This window comes from Paenibacillus taihuensis, assembly GCF_003386535.1.
Lineage (GTDB): Bacteria > Bacillota > Bacilli > Paenibacillales > Paenibacillaceae > Paenibacillus_Z > Paenibacillus_Z taihuensis.
Genome location: NZ_QTTN01000001.1, coordinates 382,442 through 400,678, shown reverse-complemented (window position 1 = coordinate 400,678; position 18,237 = coordinate 382,442). Strand labels below are relative to the sequence as shown.

The window sequence follows — 18,237 nt, the reverse complement described above, 5'->3', positions numbered from 1 at the left end:
ACTTTCGATGATGTTTCGTTGATGTTTCGTTGAAGTTGCAGGAATGGTTACTGGGCAGACGAAAGCTTCAATCCCACACCAAATGACCCTTTCTCATTTTTGCTATGTACATGATTTGTCCCGTGTGACTAGGTAAATGTCTAAATTGATGTAAAAGCATTTCTAGAACGGTACATTGATTGTTCAAGGCACCTGAGTCGAACGGCGGGTAATGTAAGTATGGTTGTTCCAGCAATCGTTCAGGGTTTGCTTTCATCAACTCGAGAACCCCGATAATGGAATCATACGACTTCTTCGAGATTTCCAGTGCTTGATCTTTCGACATTTGCAGCTCTCGCTCGAATTCGATGCTCCTGTATTCGTTCAGTGGAGTGCCGTAGTAAGCGGCATCAAACCAATAACGCGCTGCTCCAGATATATGTGCGATTAGATTAGCTATGCTATTGCTCTCAGGTGTCGGTGACCAGCAGAGATCCTCTTCAGATAATTGCTCAATCACGATACGAGTCCATTTCTGATCCGCTCTGTATTTCCTTAATAGCAGATTAATCACAATACTTGAACTGTCCAAGCATGTCCACCTCCTAGAGTTCACTAAATTATAGCAAACGAACGTTCGCTTGGGTAGGTGGGGTAATAACATCCCGCTTCCATTTCTGAGGGAAAATTGTGATCCCCTCGAAAAAACGGTACCATAGAGTAAACAACGAGATTAGCAGACTCCGTTCGCCTTACTAGGTCGACGAAATAAGAGGAGGAAGCAGAAATGGATTATACCCGCCTAGGCCAAACTGGCCTGGAAGTATCCAGACTATGTCTGGGTTGCATGAGCTATGGCATACCGTCAAGAGGAACGCATTCTTGGACGCTGGATGAAGAGCGGAGCCGCCCTTTCATCCGCAAGGCGCTCGAGCTTGGCATCAATTTCTTCGATACCGCAAACGTCTACTCGGACGGAACAAGCGAAGAAATCGTCGGCCGCGCACTGAAGGACTTCGCCCGGCGCGAGGACGTTGTCATCGCGACCAAGGTACACGGCCGCATGCGGCCAGGTCCGAACGGGGCCGGCTTGTCGCGCAAAGCGATCCTGAGCGAAGTCGACGATAGCCTGCGAAGACTTGGTACGGACTATATCGATCTCTATCAAATTCACCGTTGGGACCCGCAGACGCCGATCGAAGAAACGATGGAAGCACTCCACGACGTCGTGAAGTCGGGTAAAGCCCGCTATATCGGCGCATCGTCCATGTACGCGTGGCAGTTTCTCAAAGCGCAGTTCACGGCGGAGAAACACGGCTGGACCAAATTCATCAGCATGCAAAATCATTTGAATCTGCTGTACCGCGAGGAAGAACGAGAAATGCTTCCGCTCTGCGAGGATCTCGGCGTAGGTGTCATCCCTTGGAGCCCGCTGGCCCGCGGCCGCTTGACGCGCGGTTGGGACGAAATTAGCGAACGCTCGGAAACCGACGCATTCGGCAAGACTCTATATACGTCCGCCATTGAGTCGGACCGCGCGATCGTCGATCGCGTCTCTCGCATCGCAGCCGAACGCGGAGTGCCGCAAGCCCAGGTCGCGCTCGCATGGGTGCTGAGCAAATCACCGGTTACGGCACCGATCATCGGCGCGACAAAGCCCGGCCATCTGGAGGACGCAACAGCAGCGCTCTCGCTTGACCTCACTTCCGCAGAAATTACTGCGCTGGAAGAGCTCTACGTGCCGCATCCTGTATTAGGCTTTCAGTAACTCAAGGAGTGTAGTCATGATGAAACGATTCATAGACAGCCCTATTCGGGGCGATGAGGAACGATGCCGAGTCGAGCTCGTCGAGCGATTGGCAGCCCGATTCTCGGAGCGTGCTCCCCGGCATGACCGCGAGGGCTCGTTTCCGTTCGACAACTTCGCTGACCTGCGGGAGAACGGATATCTCAAGCTGACCGTTCCGCGTGCTTACGGCGGCGACGAAATCACGCTGTATGAGTTCGTCCTTCTGCAGGAACGGCTCGCTTACGGGGACGGCTCAACCGCGCTTGCCGTCGGCTGGCATCTCGGCCAAATCATGCATTTGCGCACCACCGGGAAGTGGCCGGCGGAAACGTTCGAAGCCCTTTGCCGCTCCGTCGTGAAAGACGGCACGATGATCAACACCTTCGCCAGCGAAGCGTCCTCCGGCAGTCCGAGTCGCGGCGGCCGTCCCGAGACGACCGCCGTTGCCGCGGATGGAGGCTGGCGGATCACGGGACGGAAGACGTTCAGCACGCTGTCGCCGATTCTTAACCGTTTCGTCGTCTCCGCCTACATCCCGGATGAAGACTGTACGGCCGATTTTCTCGTCCATCGGTCGGATCGAGTATCGATCATAGAGACATGGGACACGATCGGAATGCGCGCAACGGGCAGCCATGACGTGGTGCTCGACGGCGCTTTCGCCAGCGCGGACAGCCGGCTGACTGGTAAAGGCACCGATGACGGCGGCGGGTGGCTGCTGCATATTCCGGCTTGCTATATGGGCATCGCCCTGGCTGCGCGCGATTATGCGCTGGCATTCGCCCGCTCGTATAAACCTAATTCCTTGGATAAGCCGATAGCCTCCCTCCCTGCTGTACAGCAAATGATCGGAGAGATGGAGATCGAGCTTCGTACAGCCCGCACGCTGTTGTATGCGGCGGCAGACAGTTGGGACAAGGAACCGTCGGAACGGACTGCGATGAGGCCGGAACTTGGTCTGGCCAAATATTCAGTCACGAACAACTCCATCCGCGTCGTCGACCTGGCGATGCGCATCGTCGGCGGCACCAGCCTGTCACGCGCGAATCCGCTGGAGCGCTATTACCGCGACGTCCGCGCCGGCTTGCATAACCCGCCGATGGATAGCTCGGTTCTTCAGATGCTCGCCGCGTCCGCGATTGGCGAGGCTGCGCCTTCATAGGCGATCCGCTGCAAGTAATGCTCCGCAGACACTATCGCACCGCAAGCACTTCATAGATCAAATAACGAAGAAGCCGCTAGTTTCTACTAGCGGCTTCTGTTTATTTCATGGCCGAAAACTTTCTCATTCAAATCAAAAATAAATTAAAATAAATCGTCACTCGCTCGCTGCGGCGCGTCTACATTCCCTTTCATGAAATACTCATACTTCCCTAAGCGGGACAACGCCGCATTATCGGATTGCCATACCCATTCGTCAATTTCGGTCTGGCAGCGGTGAGCGCGGAACGCAGCGAGTTTAGCTGCTTTGTGCGCATGCACGTCGATACGGACAACGTCCTTCTTCGTGTAGCCATAACGCTCCGGACGCTCCAAGGCGTCGCCGAATGTAATGAAGTACAGCGATCCCTTTTCCGCTGAACGCCGGAAGGCAGTTGTGGTAGCCTTACCGATCGCGCAGTGGTCCGGATGCCCGCCATAACGTTCATGGAAAGTCAGCACGACGTCCGGCTTCACTTCTTGGATAAGCGCTTCGATGCGACCAATCAGCGAGGCTTCGTCCTCGAACTCTACGGTTTTGTCGCGGATGCCGAAGAAGATCAGCCTGCCGATGCCGAGGCAGTCACAAGCTTCCCGCAGCTCTTGCTCGCGTGCGGAAGCCATCGTTTCTCGATTGAGGTATGGCGGGTTGCCCATCCGGCGCCCCATATCCCCCTTCGTTGCACTTACTAGTGTGATCTCGACGCCTTCCGAGGCGTATTTGGCCAAGGTGCCCCCGCAGATAAACGATTCGTCGTCGGGATGAGCGAATACCGCCAGCAGCTTGCGTTTCGGCGCTTGTTCTTGGTTCATTCCGGAAACGGCTCCTTTCCTAGATGCAGCGCGACGTTCATGCGGCCTCTGTCGTCAAAGCCCGCCAGCAGCAAGCGGCCAAGCCCGTCCACCTCGAAATGCGTTAGCTCTTCCATCCGCAGCCAGCCATGGCCGTCGAATCGAAGAGCTGCGCGGTAAGGTCCTTCCCCCGCGATATAAGCGTTCGTTACCTGTATCTTGAAGTTCCGGACGAACATGAATGACGTCGCTTCGCTATGGATATACGCCTCTGCCCCAACGAATTTCCGGAGCTCGGACTCTACTTCCATTTTGTTAATTGGGATCATGGCATGCCTCTCTCTTCTAAACGGATTTGGATTTAATTACACGCTTACGGCTCGCTTTCACTTCCGCTTTCTCGATGTTCTCACGGACGCGATATTCCACAATACGGCGGATGAGCCCATATGGCAGTGATTCTCCAATCGGGAATTGTACGGCTCCTTTGGAGGTTTTATAAGCAGATAGTTCATCGTTGAAGACGGCAATGCCGCTCGATGTAGGATAAAAGCCGAAATGCTTCTTGAAGGCTGCGAAATGGACGAGATTGCCATGCAGATCAAATGTCGGCATCTGGTAAGCGATTTTCTCTTTCGCATCCGGCGCCGCTTCGCGAATGACTTGCCTTAACGTCTGCAGCTCTGCCTGCACTTCTGGCGGGGTTGCCGAAATATATTCATCGATCGACGAGATAGCCGGTGTATTCTTATCCATGGCTGCTCCTTTCACACCTCCATAATGACCTTCATTACATAGATAACCCCATTTTAGCACAAACCTTAGATTGGATCCGGTGGTGCAAACCGATATTTGCTAGCTTGTTCGTAAGCATAGGCAATTCGCAAAAGCACGGGCTCACTGTATGCGGTACCAACGAAAGTGATTCCTTGCGGACCTTTAGTCGGATATCCCTCATCGGCAATGACCCCGCTATCCGTATACCCTCCAGGCACCGTAATAACTGGATAACCTGCTCGCGCAGATACATCCAGACCTTCCTCATTGCCCAAGAACAGTAACACGTCCAGCCCATACTCGCGAATCGCGTGATCAATTCCTTGGTTTTGGGAAAATTCACGGTTAAGGCGTACACTCTCTAAATATTCCGGTTCAGACAATGTGCCGCTCGTCTCGTTCGACCAGATCAGAACATCTTGTCCATATTTCAGCGCGACGTCACGCATCGTTTCGTTATATGCGATAAGTTCATCTAGATTTCGTACGGATGTACCTTGGCCAGCTTTCGATAGATAATCATTCAACCCTTTTTTAAATTCAAACCGCATGACATCCCAGTTCCATTTCGCACTCTCGCAAGGAAGGGCTACCGGATCAACGATAATGGCTCCTTGTTCCTTGCATAAGCTGATCGCTCTCTCGATAATTTTTGCGCGAGCTTCGTCAAGCCCTTGATAATAATGTCTCGGAATCCCTATTCTTGCACCTTGTAATCCCTTCTCGTCCAAGAAACAAGTATAATCCGTATACGCTTGTCGCCGACTGTCTTGCATGGCTGCATCCTCTGGATCTGTATTAGAGATGGCACTGAGCAAGATCGCTGCATCCCTGACTGTGCGCGTCATCGGACCGGCGGAATCTTGACTATGGGAAATTGGAATGATTCCCGTACGACTGACCAGACCAATAGTTGGCTTCATGCCGACAAGTCCATTTTGGGATGAAGGGCTAATAATCGATCCCGATGTTTCCGTTCCAATTGCAGCAGCGCACAGATTTGCCGCAACCGCGGACCCAGAGCCCGAACTCGATCCCCCAACAAAAAGCTCGCCGGGACCATAGGGATTAAGTGTCTGTCCTCCCCTTGAACTATACCCCGACCACATCTTGCTCGACATGAAATTGGCCCATTCCGTCATGTTCGCCTTACCTAGGAATACGGCTCCAGCCGCCTTTAATTGCGCAGCCACCGACGAATCTCTAAGCGCAAAATGCTCCGCAAGAGCGACAGAACCAGCACTTGTATGCATGCGGTCACCTGTATCGATATTGTCCTTGAGCAATATCGGAATACCATGAAGCAAGCCGCGCGGTCCTTTCTCGCGTCGCTCCGCGTCGAGTGCCTCCGCGTCTGCGATCGCATCCGGATTGACTTCCAATACAGCTTTCAGTATCGGATTTAGCCGCTCGATCCGCTCCAAATACCAGCGAACGCAATCAACCGAAGTTAATAACCCTGATGTCATCGAGGATTGCAAGGATTGGATGTCTGCCTCGAATAAAAGCTGATTGATCGACTCTTTCATTACTAGCCCCTCCCAACTCTTTTAGGCTCATTGTACATGATTTAGACGCTAATAGACTCGACTTCGTTACTTATTTTCCAAATTTTATAACAAGGAGCACCTGCCGTACAGCATGAATTCGTGATATGCTCAGTTCGAAGACATGGGGAGGGCATCGACATGGACAAGCATTCTGTTTATGAAACAAACAGCTTCTATTGGGATACACAAGGGAATGATTTCTTAGGCGCAATCGTGCTTCCGTTCTATGGCCCATTTGTATCCGAAGAGAAATGCCAGCTCTTCGGCGATGTCTCCGGCAAGAAGCTGCTCGAGATCGGCTGTGGGAACGGGCATTCCTTGCAATATCAGGCGGAACGCAAAGCAGCTGAACTATGGGCTGTAGATATATCGGAAAACCAAATCGAGAAGGCTTTGCAGCATCTGGCGGCACGCGGTTTCTCTGCAACGTTGATCTGCTCTCCCATGGAAGAGGAGTGCGGCATACCCTTGAATTATTTTGACTACGTGTACTCGATCTATGCCATTGGCTGGACCACCGACCTTGATGGGACTTTTCGCCGGATCGCTTCCTACCTTAAACAAGACGGTGTATTTATTTTCAGCTGGTCTCACCCGGTACATAAATGTGTTGCTGCAGAAGACGAGAGGCTTGTTGTTAGGAAAAGTTATTTCGATGATTCCTGGTATTCCGTACCTCATGTTGGAGGCGCGCTGACTTTATCGGACCGTAAGTTGTCAACCTACGTGAATGCATTGGCAAGAGCGGGATTGGTCATTGAGCAGATGGTTGAAGAATCAGAGGATGAACTTATGCGAGCACGGAATGATAAAAGCGAGCTTGCAAAGAAAGCCGAGATGATTCCTGTAACTTTTGTCATTAAAGCGAGAAAGCTATAGCATTTCATGAAAAAGCCGCCCTTAGACTTAGATGGGCGGCTTTCGTTATTCTACGGCACACTCGGAAGCACGCCTTAATAACAGCTCACGTTCCTTCTCATTGCGCGCCAAACTAGCCGCTTGCTTGAACTCTAAGTATGCTTCTTGCTTCTTGCCTAGCTTCATCAGCAAGTCTCCTCGCACACTCGGCAAGAGATGGTAATTCCGCAGGGAATCCTCTTGTACCCGTGCATCTAGCACTTCTAGCCCTACTTCCGGACCGAATGCCATCGACAACGCGACTGCACGATTCAGTTCGACGACAGGTGACTGCGCGACTTGGGAAAGCGCGTCATAAAGTGCGGCTATCTTTACCCAATCGGTCTCCTCTGCCGTACGAGCGCGGGCGTGACACGCAGCAATTGATGCTTGAAGCAGATAGGAACCGAATGCATGGCCGAGCCGTTCAGCGCGCTTAATGGCAGCTAAGCCCCGATGTATGAGCAGGTGATCCCATAACGCCCGGTTCTGGTCCATCAGCAGTATCGGTTCTCCGCTCGGGCTGACTCTCGCTCTGAATCTGGAGGACTGGATTTCCATCAGAGCCACCAGCCCATGAACCTCTGACTCTTCCGGTGCGATCTCGGCTAAGATTCTCCCTAGTCGAAGTGCTTCATGACAAAGCGTGGGCCGAATCCAGCTGCCTCCTGAAGATGCAGCATACCCCTCATTAAACATGAGATAGATCACCTCAAGCACAGAGCACAGCCTTGCTGGCAGCTCGGCTTTTGGCGGCAATTCGAAAGGGACATTCGCTGCGGCAAGCGTTCGTTTTGCTCTCACGATCCGCTGCGCGACGGTCGGTGCCGGAACAAGATATGCAGTTGCGATCTCCTCTGTCGTTAACCCGCCTAACAATCGAAGCGTAAGCGCTACCCGCGCGTCCGGCGGAAGAACAGGATGGCAAGTTGTAAAGATTAGCCGAAGGAGATCGTCGCTGACTGGATTGTCGAGCGATTCATCCCAGGCCGGCTCATGCTGTCTCTCCATTTCCCAGCCTATCTCTTCGTATTTCCTATCAAGCACCTTATTCCTTCGGAGATGATCGATGGCTCGGCGTTTCGCGGTTGTCATAAGCCACGCCCCTGGATTGTCAGGTATCCCCGCCTCCGGCCAGCGTTCCAGCGCTATGATAAGCGCATCCTGTGCAAGATCCTCGGCAAGTCCAACATCCCGCACCATACGTGCCAAGCCTGCAATGATTTTAGCCGACTCGATTCTCCAGATTCCATCGATGGAGCGGTGAACGGCTTGTTCATTCATGACCTCGGCTTCCTTGTTATCCGTTCATGCAGTTCATCGACTCTGGCTGCAGCATCCGAGTCTTCCGTCAATTTCGGGAATTCGAATATTTGTCGCAGCTCGATTTCCCCTTGTCCAAATCCATGCGGATCAGGCATGCGCATTGCCCACTCAATCGCCTCTTCCCTCGACTTCACTTCAATTAGCGTGAAGCCGGCAATCAATTCCTTCGCTTCCGTGAACGGACCGTCAATGACGTTCGGCTTGCCGTTTGGTTTCGGAAAAGAGATGCGTATCGCGCTTGAGCTTGGGTGAAGCCCTTCAGCCGCGACAAACACGCCAGCCCGCGCCAGCTCCTCGTTATATCTTCTCATTGCGTCCAACATCTCAGGATTTGGCGCAGCACCGTTCTCGGAATCCGTCGTCGCTTTGACAACCATCATGAATCTCATCGCAGATCTCCTCCATGTTTATCTTTTTATTTGCTTCTATGGTAACAACGAACGGGAAACAACTGAATCGACAGCTGAAAGTAGGAAATTCTATATTTTCTATGAGCTTGAACTTGATCTTCTTCAACCATTCGATATTTTAGTGAAGGTTCCTCCCCGAAGCCAAACAAAAAACAGCCGAACGGTTCAGTTCAGCTGCCTGTATATGTAACTATATAGTTACTGGAGCGCACTACTCATCCCACTTGGAATGAAGAACATGATGGCAGAAGTTCGGGCGCTTATATCCGGGAAGAAGCATCTCGCATACGTCGGCGTTTATCGTTCCGTATGTTGTTTCCGGTTTGTGCTTGAAGCCTTCCAAGAAGGCATTCAAGATCCCATGCTTGAAATCATTCCGTGGAAAAGCCGCTACGACTTGCTGCCGCGCTTCTGCTGAGATCAGATCAAAGTTCTTTCCCACTACATCATAGCTGACGCCAAAATTCATAAGCGCAGCTTCAGGTTCCTTATATTCGACGATCCCGATACTTGTATGCAGGGCGACGGCATCCCACACAAGCCGAATGGACGCCTCCGGAATGCCGTGGCTTCGAAGAAAATCACGCGCTGCATTCGCCCCGTCGACCTCAAAACGCTTGTCCTCACTTCGGAATGCAGAAGTAAGGCCTATATCGTGGAATAGCGAGCTGATATAAAGCAATTCAGCATCATATTTCATTTGATTCAGGTTCCCCTTCATAGCTGCAAACAGGAACACCCGATTCGAATGGTTCCACAGAAGATCATCGCCATGCTCACGCAATAATTCAGCAGCTTGGACGGCAAGTTTACTATCTGGAATCTTGATATCAGCGATATTCGTCATCGTTGCTTTCCTCCTGTGCGATTCGATATAGAGTTCCCTATTTTCTCATGCGTATATACATCGAACAAAGAAGCCACCCAAGACTGGGCGGCTTTGCTTGTCTCACACGTTAATAGTAATACCCTCCGTCAAAACCACCGAATTCACCAAATCCAGCAAACAGGCCAATAGCGAGTAAATCGAACAGTAACAACGCAAACAGAAATTTCGCTTGTGCTTTCTTTCCTTTTCCTTGTGTGTATTGTGTAAGAACGACTCGATTGCCCTGAATTTGCGTCAGTGTTCCTGTAACGATGGTCCCGTCCTTCTTCACCGCATAAATCTGCTTTCCGTAATATTTCGAAATCTGACTTTTGCTGACAGCCATACCCTATTCCTCCTTTGAACTGGATACTACTCTATTACTCTATTCAACGGGGATTAAGGATGACTGGGATTTTCATAGATTCGGCGCGATCTATTTGGAGCTATTCCTAACAATTTCGAGCTAATAAAGCGATTACCAAAAATATAGCATTGAGAATTTGGCGAAAGTTTCTTATTTTTAAGAGGCTTGCGTTTATTTATTGTGATGAGAATTTGCTAGCTTGGACAACTAGACTAGAGGTGGATAATGAAAAAATCGATACTTACATTGATGTCGCTGTTGTTCGTGCTCTCTTTTGCACTTCCGACTGCCAAAGCGGCACCATCAACGATCCGACTGTATCTTGACGGTCAGAAGCTAAGCTCGTCCGTCGCTCCGAAAATGATTAATCAAACCACGATGGTGCCGATTCGTGTCATCGCGGAAGCTCTCGGCGTTAACGTTACCTGGGATAAGAAGAGCCAGATCACAACCCTCTCCAATGATACGACAACCATTGTTCTGCCAATTAACGGTGCTTATGCGATTCTAAATGGAAAAGCGAAGACACTGGAGCAGCCTGCAACTGTCAATAATGGTGTAACGTTGCTTCCGATCCGTTTCGTTGCCGAAAACTTGGGTCTTGTCGTGAAATGGGATGCATCCGCTTACGCTGTCAGTTTATTCAGAGCAAATAATGGCGTATCCGGCAGCGACCCGGCCGAAGATCCGACCGTGCCCGCAATACCACCGGATCAATATCCTGCATTGCAAGCGATTCAATTGGACAATAATCAATTCACGATCGCAACTAGCGGGAGCTTCTCACCTAATGTATCCCTATTAACCAATCCGGATCGTCTGGTCGTCGATCTGCCTGGTGTGACGTTTAATGGGACCATTAGTGCACCTGCAGAGAGTACAAGCGGTGAAGTTTCAAACATTCCTGCTAGCAACCCCTATGTATCGACGATCCACTACAAAATGAATGACCCGGAATCATCGACCGTTCGCGTCATCTTGGATTTAAAGCAGAAAGTGAGCTACCAAATTCAAAACTCCGGCGACTCGTCGAAGCTAGTCATTCGATTGGCTGCAGCAGCCTCGTCACCGGATACGAAGTCGGCAATCTATATTTACCAATCGCATAATCGTGAATCGTGGATTCCCGAATTGCCTGGCGTGACCAATCCTGACCTCGCATTCAATGCGACAACCAATGTCAGCATGTTAGGGGCTCGGTTGGCTGGCGTTCTGCAAGCGATGGGCGCGCAGGTGTATCATACTTCCTACGACTACGCAGACATCTACGGCAGCCAATTCAACTACGCGAAATCATACGTTTATTCAGAGAAATCGATTATTAATCAGCTCGCTCTGCATCCGCAGATCAAATACTTATTCGACATCCATCGCGATACGAGTCCGAGAACCGAGACGACAGTCAAGATAAACGGTACGAACTACGCCAAACTGTATTTCGTCATCGGGCTCGAAAATCCGAATTGGCAGCAGAACGCTGCCTTCGCCAAGAAAATTCAAGCGATGGTCACGGCCAAGTACCCAGGTCTATCCAGAGGTGTCTACTTTAAAGATAAAAGCGTCGGCAACGGATGGTATAACCAGAATTATTCCCCGTCCAGCGCATTAATCGAAGTCGGCGGAACGGCAAATACGCTTGCGGAATCCAATCGGACAATGGATATTTTGGCTCAAGCGATTAATCAGATTCGTTTGAGCGAGTAGAAAAGTTTACATGAAAGAAAAGCTGCTGACTTCAGTCAGCAGCTTTTCTATATTTTACCGTTCAACGCCGAGTCCCACGTTTTCTTGAATTCCATCAAGCTCTGATACCTCTGCTTTCGGTCAGCATGGACCGCGCGCAGGGCAACCTTGTAAAGAGCCTCCCCCGCTTCCCACTTCTCGATCGAACGGTCAAGCTCGCCGCCAAGTAATGCAAAAGCGGTTGCTCCCATAGTAAAGACATTGGTTTTTTCATCAATCGAAGAGCCGAATTCAAATTCTTCAGGCGACATGAACCGCGAAGAACCCCAAAGCCTTCCCATCGTGTTGATGAATGATTTTCTTTGATAGAGATCAATATCGCAAATCTGAATTTTATTTTTCTCAAAATCATAGATAAGGCTGCCGTCATAAAAATCAACAGCAACGAAACCTTTTCGAGCAACGAGCTCATGGAATGAAAATATGCTGTCTAACGCTTCTAACCTTTGCTCCACAGATAGCTGTCTAAATCGATAATATGGAGAATCGGGGTGAGTGTACTTTTCAGGCGGCGGAAAAGCCCAGTGAGGATGAAGGGATTCTCCTTCGAACCACTTGAATATAGCAGCATACCCCGATCCAACGCTAAAATGATTCACCAACGTAATTAAGGACGGGTGATGTAATTCATCGTATAAGTGTACGGCTGATTTCAAGTTCGCGACGGCTTCAGGAACATCACCTGAATAAGCTACGGTTTTGGCTCCTGCGTATTTAACAAAAAACTTCTCTGTACCACACACAACGCCGAAGCTAATGTTTCCTGAATCCTGCTGGTCGAAAACGGCAAACACATGGCCCAGCTCTTCAAGCCAATGAAATTCATGCTTTTCTTGTAATTCAAATTTCACATCGTGAAGCTCAATACGATAGTGATCCGTCATCTTTTCTCTCCTTTGCCCGTTAGCGCAATAACAAATCATTATTTTCTGAGCGTTGGAATAAGCCGATGATGCATGAGCAACAAATTCAATCCATCTATAATATCTGTGACGACTATTGTACTACTCATTAGCGTCGCCGTTGCACAGCCTTCTCTCCCTATCACAGCGATGGAAAGATCGGCTTCAAGAAACATCAGTTCATCATTTACGCCATTCCCTAAAACAACTACACCCGGTGTAAGCGTACGAACAAAATCCCTTTTCTCCTCCCGTTGACAATTCTGGCCGATCACATGCAGCTCTACGGGCAGTCCCTCACATTCTTTAGCAGCACTACCGTTACTATCAGCGGTTAAAACAAATATCTTAAGTAATTTCGCTAATTCGTTTAATTTCTCCCTCACATCAGGTAAAATCATGCCGTCTAAAGCAATCGTTCCATTAAAATCTAAAACGAGTTGAGTTAGTTGAAGTTTGTCGTGTCCAGGAATAAGCAGCTGCATAGTGTCTCACCATCCATATGTTTCAATTGGCTATAATTGTACAAAATATTCCACTAAACTCGCAAAATCCCTCTACATTTTTGACAAGGGGGGAGTTTTTTTAGGCGATAGCCGTTTCACGGCATCACTCCTCCGCCATACGCTATCCTGTAACAATCGCATAGTTGGAAGGAGTTTGTTATGAGAATCCCGATATCCGGATTTATTATCCAATCAGGTGATGACGAATCCCTTCATTCCCATAGGCTCTATATCACTTCATGGAACGGCTATCCAAGACAAAATCATGTTCATCCGATGTCAGGTGTAACGTCAATAGATGATGGGCATTCCCATCAATATGCTAGCTGGACTTCGCCTGCCCCAACCGGCGTTCCTCATGTACACGGCTATAATATGATGACGTATGTCAGCCAAGGACACACCCATCTCATTCAAGGGACGACAGGACCAGCGATCGCCATGCCGGGCGGCGGGCACTATCATGTCTTCCAAGGATTTACGACGATTAATGGCAGTAACCCACACTCGCATGGTTACAACGGACGAACAGGCAATGAAGTCAGTACCATGTAACAAACCGCGAATAATCGCGGCTTTCTCTACATAACCCTCCTAGTGTCTTTCTGCTCTTCGATAATGGTTTAATTATTCATGAAACCATATAGCTCGTCCCATACACGTTGCTTCCATTTCCGTGGTACCATTGGATAAATCAGATCTCTAAGACGGACTAACAGTGGTTGCTGAATTTGACCGACCATGCCGATTCGTTTCGATAACTGAACAATAGCATTTGCTCGGGGAACACGTAATGCTTCATATTCTCCATAGATTTGGTTTATGGATTTGGATGAAGAATAGCAATCGGAGAAACAAACGGCATCTTCCAGCGCCATACAAGCGCCTAGACCAAGGCTAGGCGTCATTGGATGCGCGGAGTCACCGAGCAAAAGCACATTTCCATAAGACCATTTAGGAATAGGGCGACGATCATAGATATCTAAATGGATGATTTGGGAATGATCTTGTCCTTCAAGGATGGTACCTGCAGGATTAGGCAGCAATCCAACGCATCTCAGAACTTCATCCCTTTCAGATACTTGTTCTTTCGCATTCGCAGTCATAAACCAATACGTCATTCCACCTTTCAAAGGCAAAAAGCCAAATCGTATCCCGTCTCCCCAAAACTGTGTCATGGTTCCTTCATATTCTGAAGAAAGTTTGATACTAGATATTCCGCGCCAGGATGTATATCCGCTATAGCGTAATGAATCGTTCGTGAGTTGACTTCGAGCAATGGAATGTATACCATCAGCCGCTATCACCATATCAGCTTCTACTGACGTGCCATCTTCAAATTTCACTTCAGTTTCTGTTAAGCCCCGGACCTTTTTGTTCCAAACGATTGTCCCTTCCCATAACCGATCTGCCAGTATGCGCAATAATACATAACGTGGAATACCAACGGTTGGAGTGGAATAATGAATTGGCAGGCTTTCTAACTGTTCACCCCTGCTCGAGTAAATATTACCCATCGAAAGAATTGTGGAATGCTCCAGAACCTCTTCCAATACATGGAGTTTCTTTAAGGCATATGTTCCGTTGGACCAAAGTGTCAGAGCCGCACCACGCGTCTCCAATCCTCCGTTTTTATCAAATACCAATACTTCCGTCTCTCTGTTTTGAAGCGCAAGAGCGGTTGCAAGTCCAGCGATACCGGCCCCTATAATGACAATTTTCAGGATTTCCACTCCCTGCCTCAAGTTGCGGTCAATGAATTCAATTATTATTAATGCTATTTAGCAAAGGGGTTAAAAGCATGAATTTACAAGAAGCGCTGCGCTTCTCCTTCGAGGACAAGGAGAACATCATCTTATGCAACTCCATTCTCGGTTCGATAGATGCGCATCATATTGCCGCAGAGTTGGACAATTTCTGTATCCATCTCTTGGGCAGCGCCATATTCTCAGCTCTGTACATCGGGTTTAGCGTCGGAGCTTCTTTTGGCTTGGAACTTGAAAATGGCATGCGAATCTTTATCAAAATTCATAGGCCTACTCCGCCCGGCACGATAACAGCCATTAGTCATGCATCCTTAACCGCTGTTTCTAGCGTGCAGAAATCCCTTGCGGAAATCGGCTTTCCTTGTCCCCGCGTAGTAGGGGAGCCTATGGAGTTCGGAGCCGCTCTCGCGACCGTAGATGTGTTCTCAGTACCGGGCGAACTGAAGGACGCTCATAATCCGGCCATTCGAGGATCAATTGCTCGTACTCTGGCCCAATTGATTCAGTTAACCGAGCCGTATAAATCGGTGAATGGTTTAACCTATGGACGTTTCTGTGCGGACGATACCTTATATCCGATCCCTCACAATGAGTTGTTCAACTTTGAACGCACATCACAAGGGGCCGAATGGATTGATGCGATTGCCGAGAGGGCTAAGACGCTTGTTACTCGGATAAATGGCCGTGAAGTACTGGGCCACCTGGATTGGTCGCTGAAGCATTTTCGTTTCCAAAGAGATGAAGTGGTCATGGTCTATGATTGGGATAGCCTAAAGCTAGAGGACGAGCTCAACGTACTCGGAATTGCAGCTGCTACTTTTACGACCACTTGGGATATTCCGGTTAGGATAACGCCATCGCAGGAAGAGTCGCTTGCATTCGTCAATGAATACGAGCAGGCGCGCGGTACCAAGATTTCCAGCGACGAACGGGCAAAAATATCCGCTGCTGCTACCTATTGTATGGCATATGTTGCACGCTGCGAACATGCCCTTGATTCCCATGGCAATAACTATGACGGAAGCTTTCGGCAAGCATTAGCAGCTATGCGTGGAGATTTATACTTGGATGTTTGAAGTATTATGTTAACCTCTCGATTCATAATAATGAATCGGACGGATCTCGATTCCCCATCCAAACTGCTCCCCCGCACCGATCTGTACGGCCGGATGCAAGGACGCTATCCGAATCGCTTCCTCCATATCTTGTGCTTCGATAAGAAAAGCACTGCCTATCATCTCTTTCGATTCGATGAAAGGACCGTCCATGACTTTCAAATTCCCTCTCGCAAGTCGCAAGCATTTCGTTTCTGCGGAAAGGCCCGCATCGAGAATGACTTGGCCGCTGCCATAGAATTTCTCAAGATGAGGAGGACATTCTTGCATAATAGCTTCAATCTCATCTTTTGGGCGGGCATCCATTTTTTCTGAATTCAAGTACCCTAAGCATAGAAATTTCATTTATCCTGTCTCCTTTAATGCGATATTGAAGCATTATTTTGCCTCTACTTAAACAACGAACGAGTAACGTCAATATCGACAGTCCCTTAACAATTTTATAATTTGGATATTCGGCAAATCGCTAATTATTTCCTGCCTATCAAGCTGCCAGCCAAGTTGGCCGCATTATATGACCGGATATTGTGATATGAGAAAAAAACAAAATTTGGTAAATTTAAATAATCTGTTCGACAACAAGCGCGATTCCTCGCCGTATGCTTACGCTACACTATAACTGGTTTATAGATGCGGAGGAGGAATCGATGTTGAACAAGTATGATGTAATCATAATCGGCAGCGGCCATAATGCCTTGATCGCGGCCGCTTATCTGACGCGAGCGGGGCGAAGCGTTCTCGTGCTGGAGAAGAATGATCGCCCCGGCGGATTTCTGCGTACGGAAGAATTGACGCTGCCCGGCTTCAAGCATGATGTCTATGCAGCAGCTCATCCGCTATTTCTGACTGGCCCGGCTTATGCGGACTTCAGGGAAGCGCTCGAGGCACGAGGACTGCGTTACGTGAACACGGACCTGCCAACCGGCGTTTCCATGGAGAATGGCGAAACAGCCGTCTTATCGCGCTCGAGCGAGGACTTCGCCGCTGAAGCTGAACGTCTGGCACCCGGTGACGGTGCTGTGTTAGGACGTATGTTCGAGGAATTTGCACCTTTTGCAGGTAATGTGTTCGAGTTGTTTTCTCTAGACTTATCTGGCAAGCGAGCTTCCGGAATTATCCAGAGTTTATTGCATGATGCGCGAAATGGGGGCAAAGGCTACTCTTCCTTCGCCGCTTCCTTATTCTCCACCGCCCGCAATGTGGTCAGCGATTTCCGCTCTCCGGTCATGCGCGCAATGCTGGCATCATGGGTCACGCATCTAGGCCGCACGCCGGACGAAATCGGAAGCGGCTTCTGGGTACCGCTCACAACGATGGCACTTATGGGCGGCGGAATGCCTATTCCCGATGGCGGCAGCGAGATGCTTGCAACGGCATTGACCCGGTTAGTGCAAGATCAGGGCGGCACGATCGTAACCGGTACTAGAGCGCAGCGGATCGTCGTCAATAACGGCAAGGCTGTCGCTGTACGCACTGCGGAAGGTGACGAGTACCATGCTAATGATGCTGTCATCGCCTCCACCGGCCCGGACCAGCTATACTTGTCGCTGCTAGCTGATACGCAAGTCAGCTCCGACATTCTCAGCCAAGCCAAGAAATTCCGTTATGGAAGAGGCTGCGTTCAGATCCATCTGGCGCTGAAAGAAGCACCGAAGTGGCCCGATCCCCGTTTCAACAGAGTCGGCCAGCCTCATCTGACAGATGGACTCGACGGCTTTACCCTAGCCATTGCGCAAGGAATGGCCGATCTATTGCCAGCCAAGCCGACCTTCACCGTCGATTGCTCCACCAATCTCGATCCGAGCCGAGCACCGGTCGGCAAAGCGATCATGAGGCTCCAGGTTCTAGAGGTCCCTTGCCGTCCCCGCGGCGATGCTGCCGGTCAGATTGACGTCGGGGATGGCACGTGGACGCCAGAGCTAACCGAACGATTCGCCCAGCGTGTAATTGATGTAGTTAGGAAGCATATCCCGAACATTCCGGACGCGATTATCGGCAAGTCCGTCGTTACGCCTGACACCATTGCCCGCTTCAATCCAAATTCCGGACCTGGTGACCCTTACGGTGGATCGCATGACTTCATGCAGAGCTACTTGTTCCGTCCACTGCCTTCTCAGCCTGGCCACCAGTCAGAGATCGAGAATCTATACATGCTTGGCGCAGCAACATGGCCGGGTCACGGCATCAACGGTGGATCGGGCTACATCGTGGCTCAACAGCTGCTATCTCGCGATTGATCGCCACAAGCAG

Annotated in this window: 20 protein-coding genes; 7 read left to right on the top strand and 13 right to left on the bottom strand. The window is 49.8% G+C overall.

From position 1 onward, the window contains the following. Positions 1 to 67: 67 nt before the first annotated feature. Complete coding sequence (locus A8990_RS02070; RefSeq protein WP_181909355.1) at positions 68 to 571, bottom strand: DinB family protein; 504 nt, start codon at positions 569 to 571, stop codon at positions 68 to 70. Between the two features lie 195 nt (positions 572 to 766). Between A8990_RS02070 and A8990_RS02065 the strand changes: the two genes are divergently transcribed. Both A8990_RS02065 and A8990_RS02060 read left to right on the top strand, forming a co-directional pair. Then, entirely contained in the window at positions 767 to 1,747 is a 981-nt protein-coding gene (locus tag A8990_RS02065; RefSeq protein ID WP_116187334.1) for an aldo/keto reductase, read from the top strand. 19 nt (positions 1,748 to 1,766) lie between these two features. Beyond that, positions 1,767 to 2,930: an acyl-CoA dehydrogenase family protein gene (locus A8990_RS02060; RefSeq protein WP_116187390.1), complete on the top strand. Its 1,164-nt coding sequence runs from the start codon at positions 1,767 to 1,769 to the stop codon at positions 2,928 to 2,930. 143 nt (positions 2,931 to 3,073) lie between these two features. Here the strand turns inward: A8990_RS02060 and A8990_RS02055 are convergent, their stop codons facing one another. From A8990_RS02055 to A8990_RS02040, 4 genes are all read right to left on the bottom strand, one after another. Then, the gene (locus A8990_RS02055) at positions 3,074 to 3,781 is read right to left on the bottom strand and encodes a PIG-L family deacetylase (protein ID WP_116187333.1); all 708 of its coding nucleotides are present in this window, start codon (positions 3,779 to 3,781) and stop codon (positions 3,074 to 3,076) included. After that, complete coding sequence (locus A8990_RS02050; RefSeq protein WP_116187332.1) at positions 3,778 to 4,089, bottom strand: DUF1806 family protein; 312 nt, start codon at positions 4,087 to 4,089, stop codon at positions 3,778 to 3,780. Before A8990_RS02050 ends, A8990_RS02055 begins: the two co-directional genes overlap by 4 nt. Positions 4,090 to 4,105: 16 nt before the next feature. Beyond that, positions 4,106 to 4,516: an iron chaperone gene (locus A8990_RS02045; RefSeq protein WP_116187331.1), complete on the bottom strand. Its 411-nt coding sequence runs from the start codon at positions 4,514 to 4,516 to the stop codon at positions 4,106 to 4,108. A gap of 65 nt (positions 4,517 to 4,581) precedes the next feature. Beyond that, positions 4,582 to 6,066, bottom strand: a complete 1,485-nt coding sequence (locus A8990_RS02040) for an amidase family protein (RefSeq protein ID WP_116187330.1) — start codon at positions 6,064 to 6,066, stop codon at positions 4,582 to 4,584. A 159-nt stretch (positions 6,067 to 6,225) separates the two neighbouring features. Here A8990_RS02040 and A8990_RS02035 point away from each other — a divergent pair, with 159 nt between their 5' ends. After that, positions 6,226 to 6,966, top strand: a complete 741-nt coding sequence (locus tag A8990_RS02035) for a class I SAM-dependent methyltransferase (RefSeq protein ID WP_116187329.1) — start codon at positions 6,226 to 6,228, stop codon at positions 6,964 to 6,966. A 45-nt stretch (positions 6,967 to 7,011) separates the two neighbouring features. Here the strand turns inward: A8990_RS02035 and A8990_RS02030 are convergent, their stop codons facing one another. The 4 genes from A8990_RS02030 to A8990_RS02015 all read right to left on the bottom strand — a co-directional run bounded on the left by A8990_RS02030 (position 7,012) and on the right by A8990_RS02015 (position 9,934). Beyond that, entirely contained in the window at positions 7,012 to 8,268 is a 1,257-nt protein-coding gene (locus A8990_RS02030; RefSeq protein WP_116187328.1) for an RNA polymerase sigma factor, read from the bottom strand. Next, a complete protein-coding gene (locus tag A8990_RS02025; protein ID WP_116187327.1) occupies positions 8,265 to 8,699 on the bottom strand; it encodes a YciI family protein in 435 nt (144 codons plus the stop codon). Before A8990_RS02025 ends, A8990_RS02030 begins: the two co-directional genes overlap by 4 nt. A 232-nt stretch (positions 8,700 to 8,931) precedes the next feature. Continuing rightward, a complete protein-coding gene (locus A8990_RS02020) occupies positions 8,932 to 9,567 on the bottom strand; it encodes an HD domain-containing protein (protein WP_116187326.1) in 636 nt (211 codons plus the stop codon). A gap of 109 nt (positions 9,568 to 9,676) precedes the next feature. Next, positions 9,677 to 9,934 carry a 50S ribosomal protein L33 gene (locus tag A8990_RS02015; protein WP_116187325.1) on the bottom strand — a complete coding sequence of 86 codons (258 nt, stop codon included), beginning with the start codon at positions 9,932 to 9,934 and terminating at the stop codon, positions 9,677 to 9,679. Positions 9,935 to 10,180: 246 nt separating this feature from the next. Here A8990_RS02015 and spoIIP point away from each other — a divergent pair, with 246 nt between their 5' ends. After that, entirely contained in the window at positions 10,181 to 11,659 is a 1,479-nt protein-coding gene (gene spoIIP / locus A8990_RS02010; RefSeq protein ID WP_116187324.1) for a stage II sporulation protein P, read from the top strand. 47 nt (positions 11,660 to 11,706) lie between these two features. Here spoIIP and A8990_RS02005 read toward each other — a convergent pair whose 3' ends face one another. Continuing rightward, positions 11,707 to 12,582, bottom strand: coding sequence for a protein kinase family protein (locus tag A8990_RS02005; protein ID WP_116187323.1), 876 nt, complete (start codon positions 12,580 to 12,582; stop codon positions 11,707 to 11,709). 38 nt (positions 12,583 to 12,620) lie between these two features. Beyond that, positions 12,621 to 13,085 (bottom strand): HAD family hydrolase, encoded by a 465-nt coding sequence (locus A8990_RS02000; protein WP_116187322.1) that lies wholly within the window; start codon positions 13,083 to 13,085, stop codon positions 12,621 to 12,623. 180 nt (positions 13,086 to 13,265) lie between these two features. Between A8990_RS02000 and A8990_RS01995 the strand changes: the two genes are divergently transcribed. Further along, complete coding sequence (locus A8990_RS01995; RefSeq protein ID WP_116187321.1) at positions 13,266 to 13,661, top strand: YmaF family protein; 396 nt, start codon at positions 13,266 to 13,268, stop codon at positions 13,659 to 13,661. Between the two features lie 68 nt (positions 13,662 to 13,729). On the opposite strand, the gene A8990_RS01990 is transcribed toward A8990_RS01995, so the two are convergent. Then, positions 13,730 to 14,839: an FAD-dependent oxidoreductase gene (locus tag A8990_RS01990; protein WP_181909354.1), complete on the bottom strand. Its 1,110-nt coding sequence runs from the start codon at positions 14,837 to 14,839 to the stop codon at positions 13,730 to 13,732. A gap of 68 nt (positions 14,840 to 14,907) precedes the next feature. On the opposite strand from A8990_RS01990, the gene A8990_RS01985 reads away from it, so the two are divergent. Then, complete coding sequence (locus A8990_RS01985; RefSeq protein WP_116187319.1) at positions 14,908 to 15,948, top strand: aminoglycoside phosphotransferase/kinase family protein; 1,041 nt, start codon at positions 14,908 to 14,910, stop codon at positions 15,946 to 15,948. Between the two features lie 9 nt (positions 15,949 to 15,957). Here A8990_RS01985 and A8990_RS01980 read toward each other — a convergent pair whose 3' ends face one another. After that, a complete protein-coding gene (locus A8990_RS01980; protein WP_116187318.1) occupies positions 15,958 to 16,332 on the bottom strand; it encodes a YciI family protein in 375 nt (124 codons plus the stop codon). A gap of 302 nt (positions 16,333 to 16,634) precedes the next feature. Here A8990_RS01980 and A8990_RS01975 point away from each other — a divergent pair, with 302 nt between their 5' ends. Continuing rightward, complete coding sequence (locus A8990_RS01975) at positions 16,635 to 18,224, top strand: phytoene desaturase family protein (RefSeq protein ID WP_220376778.1); 1,590 nt, start codon at positions 16,635 to 16,637, stop codon at positions 18,222 to 18,224. Positions 18,225 to 18,237 lie beyond the last annotated feature (13 nt).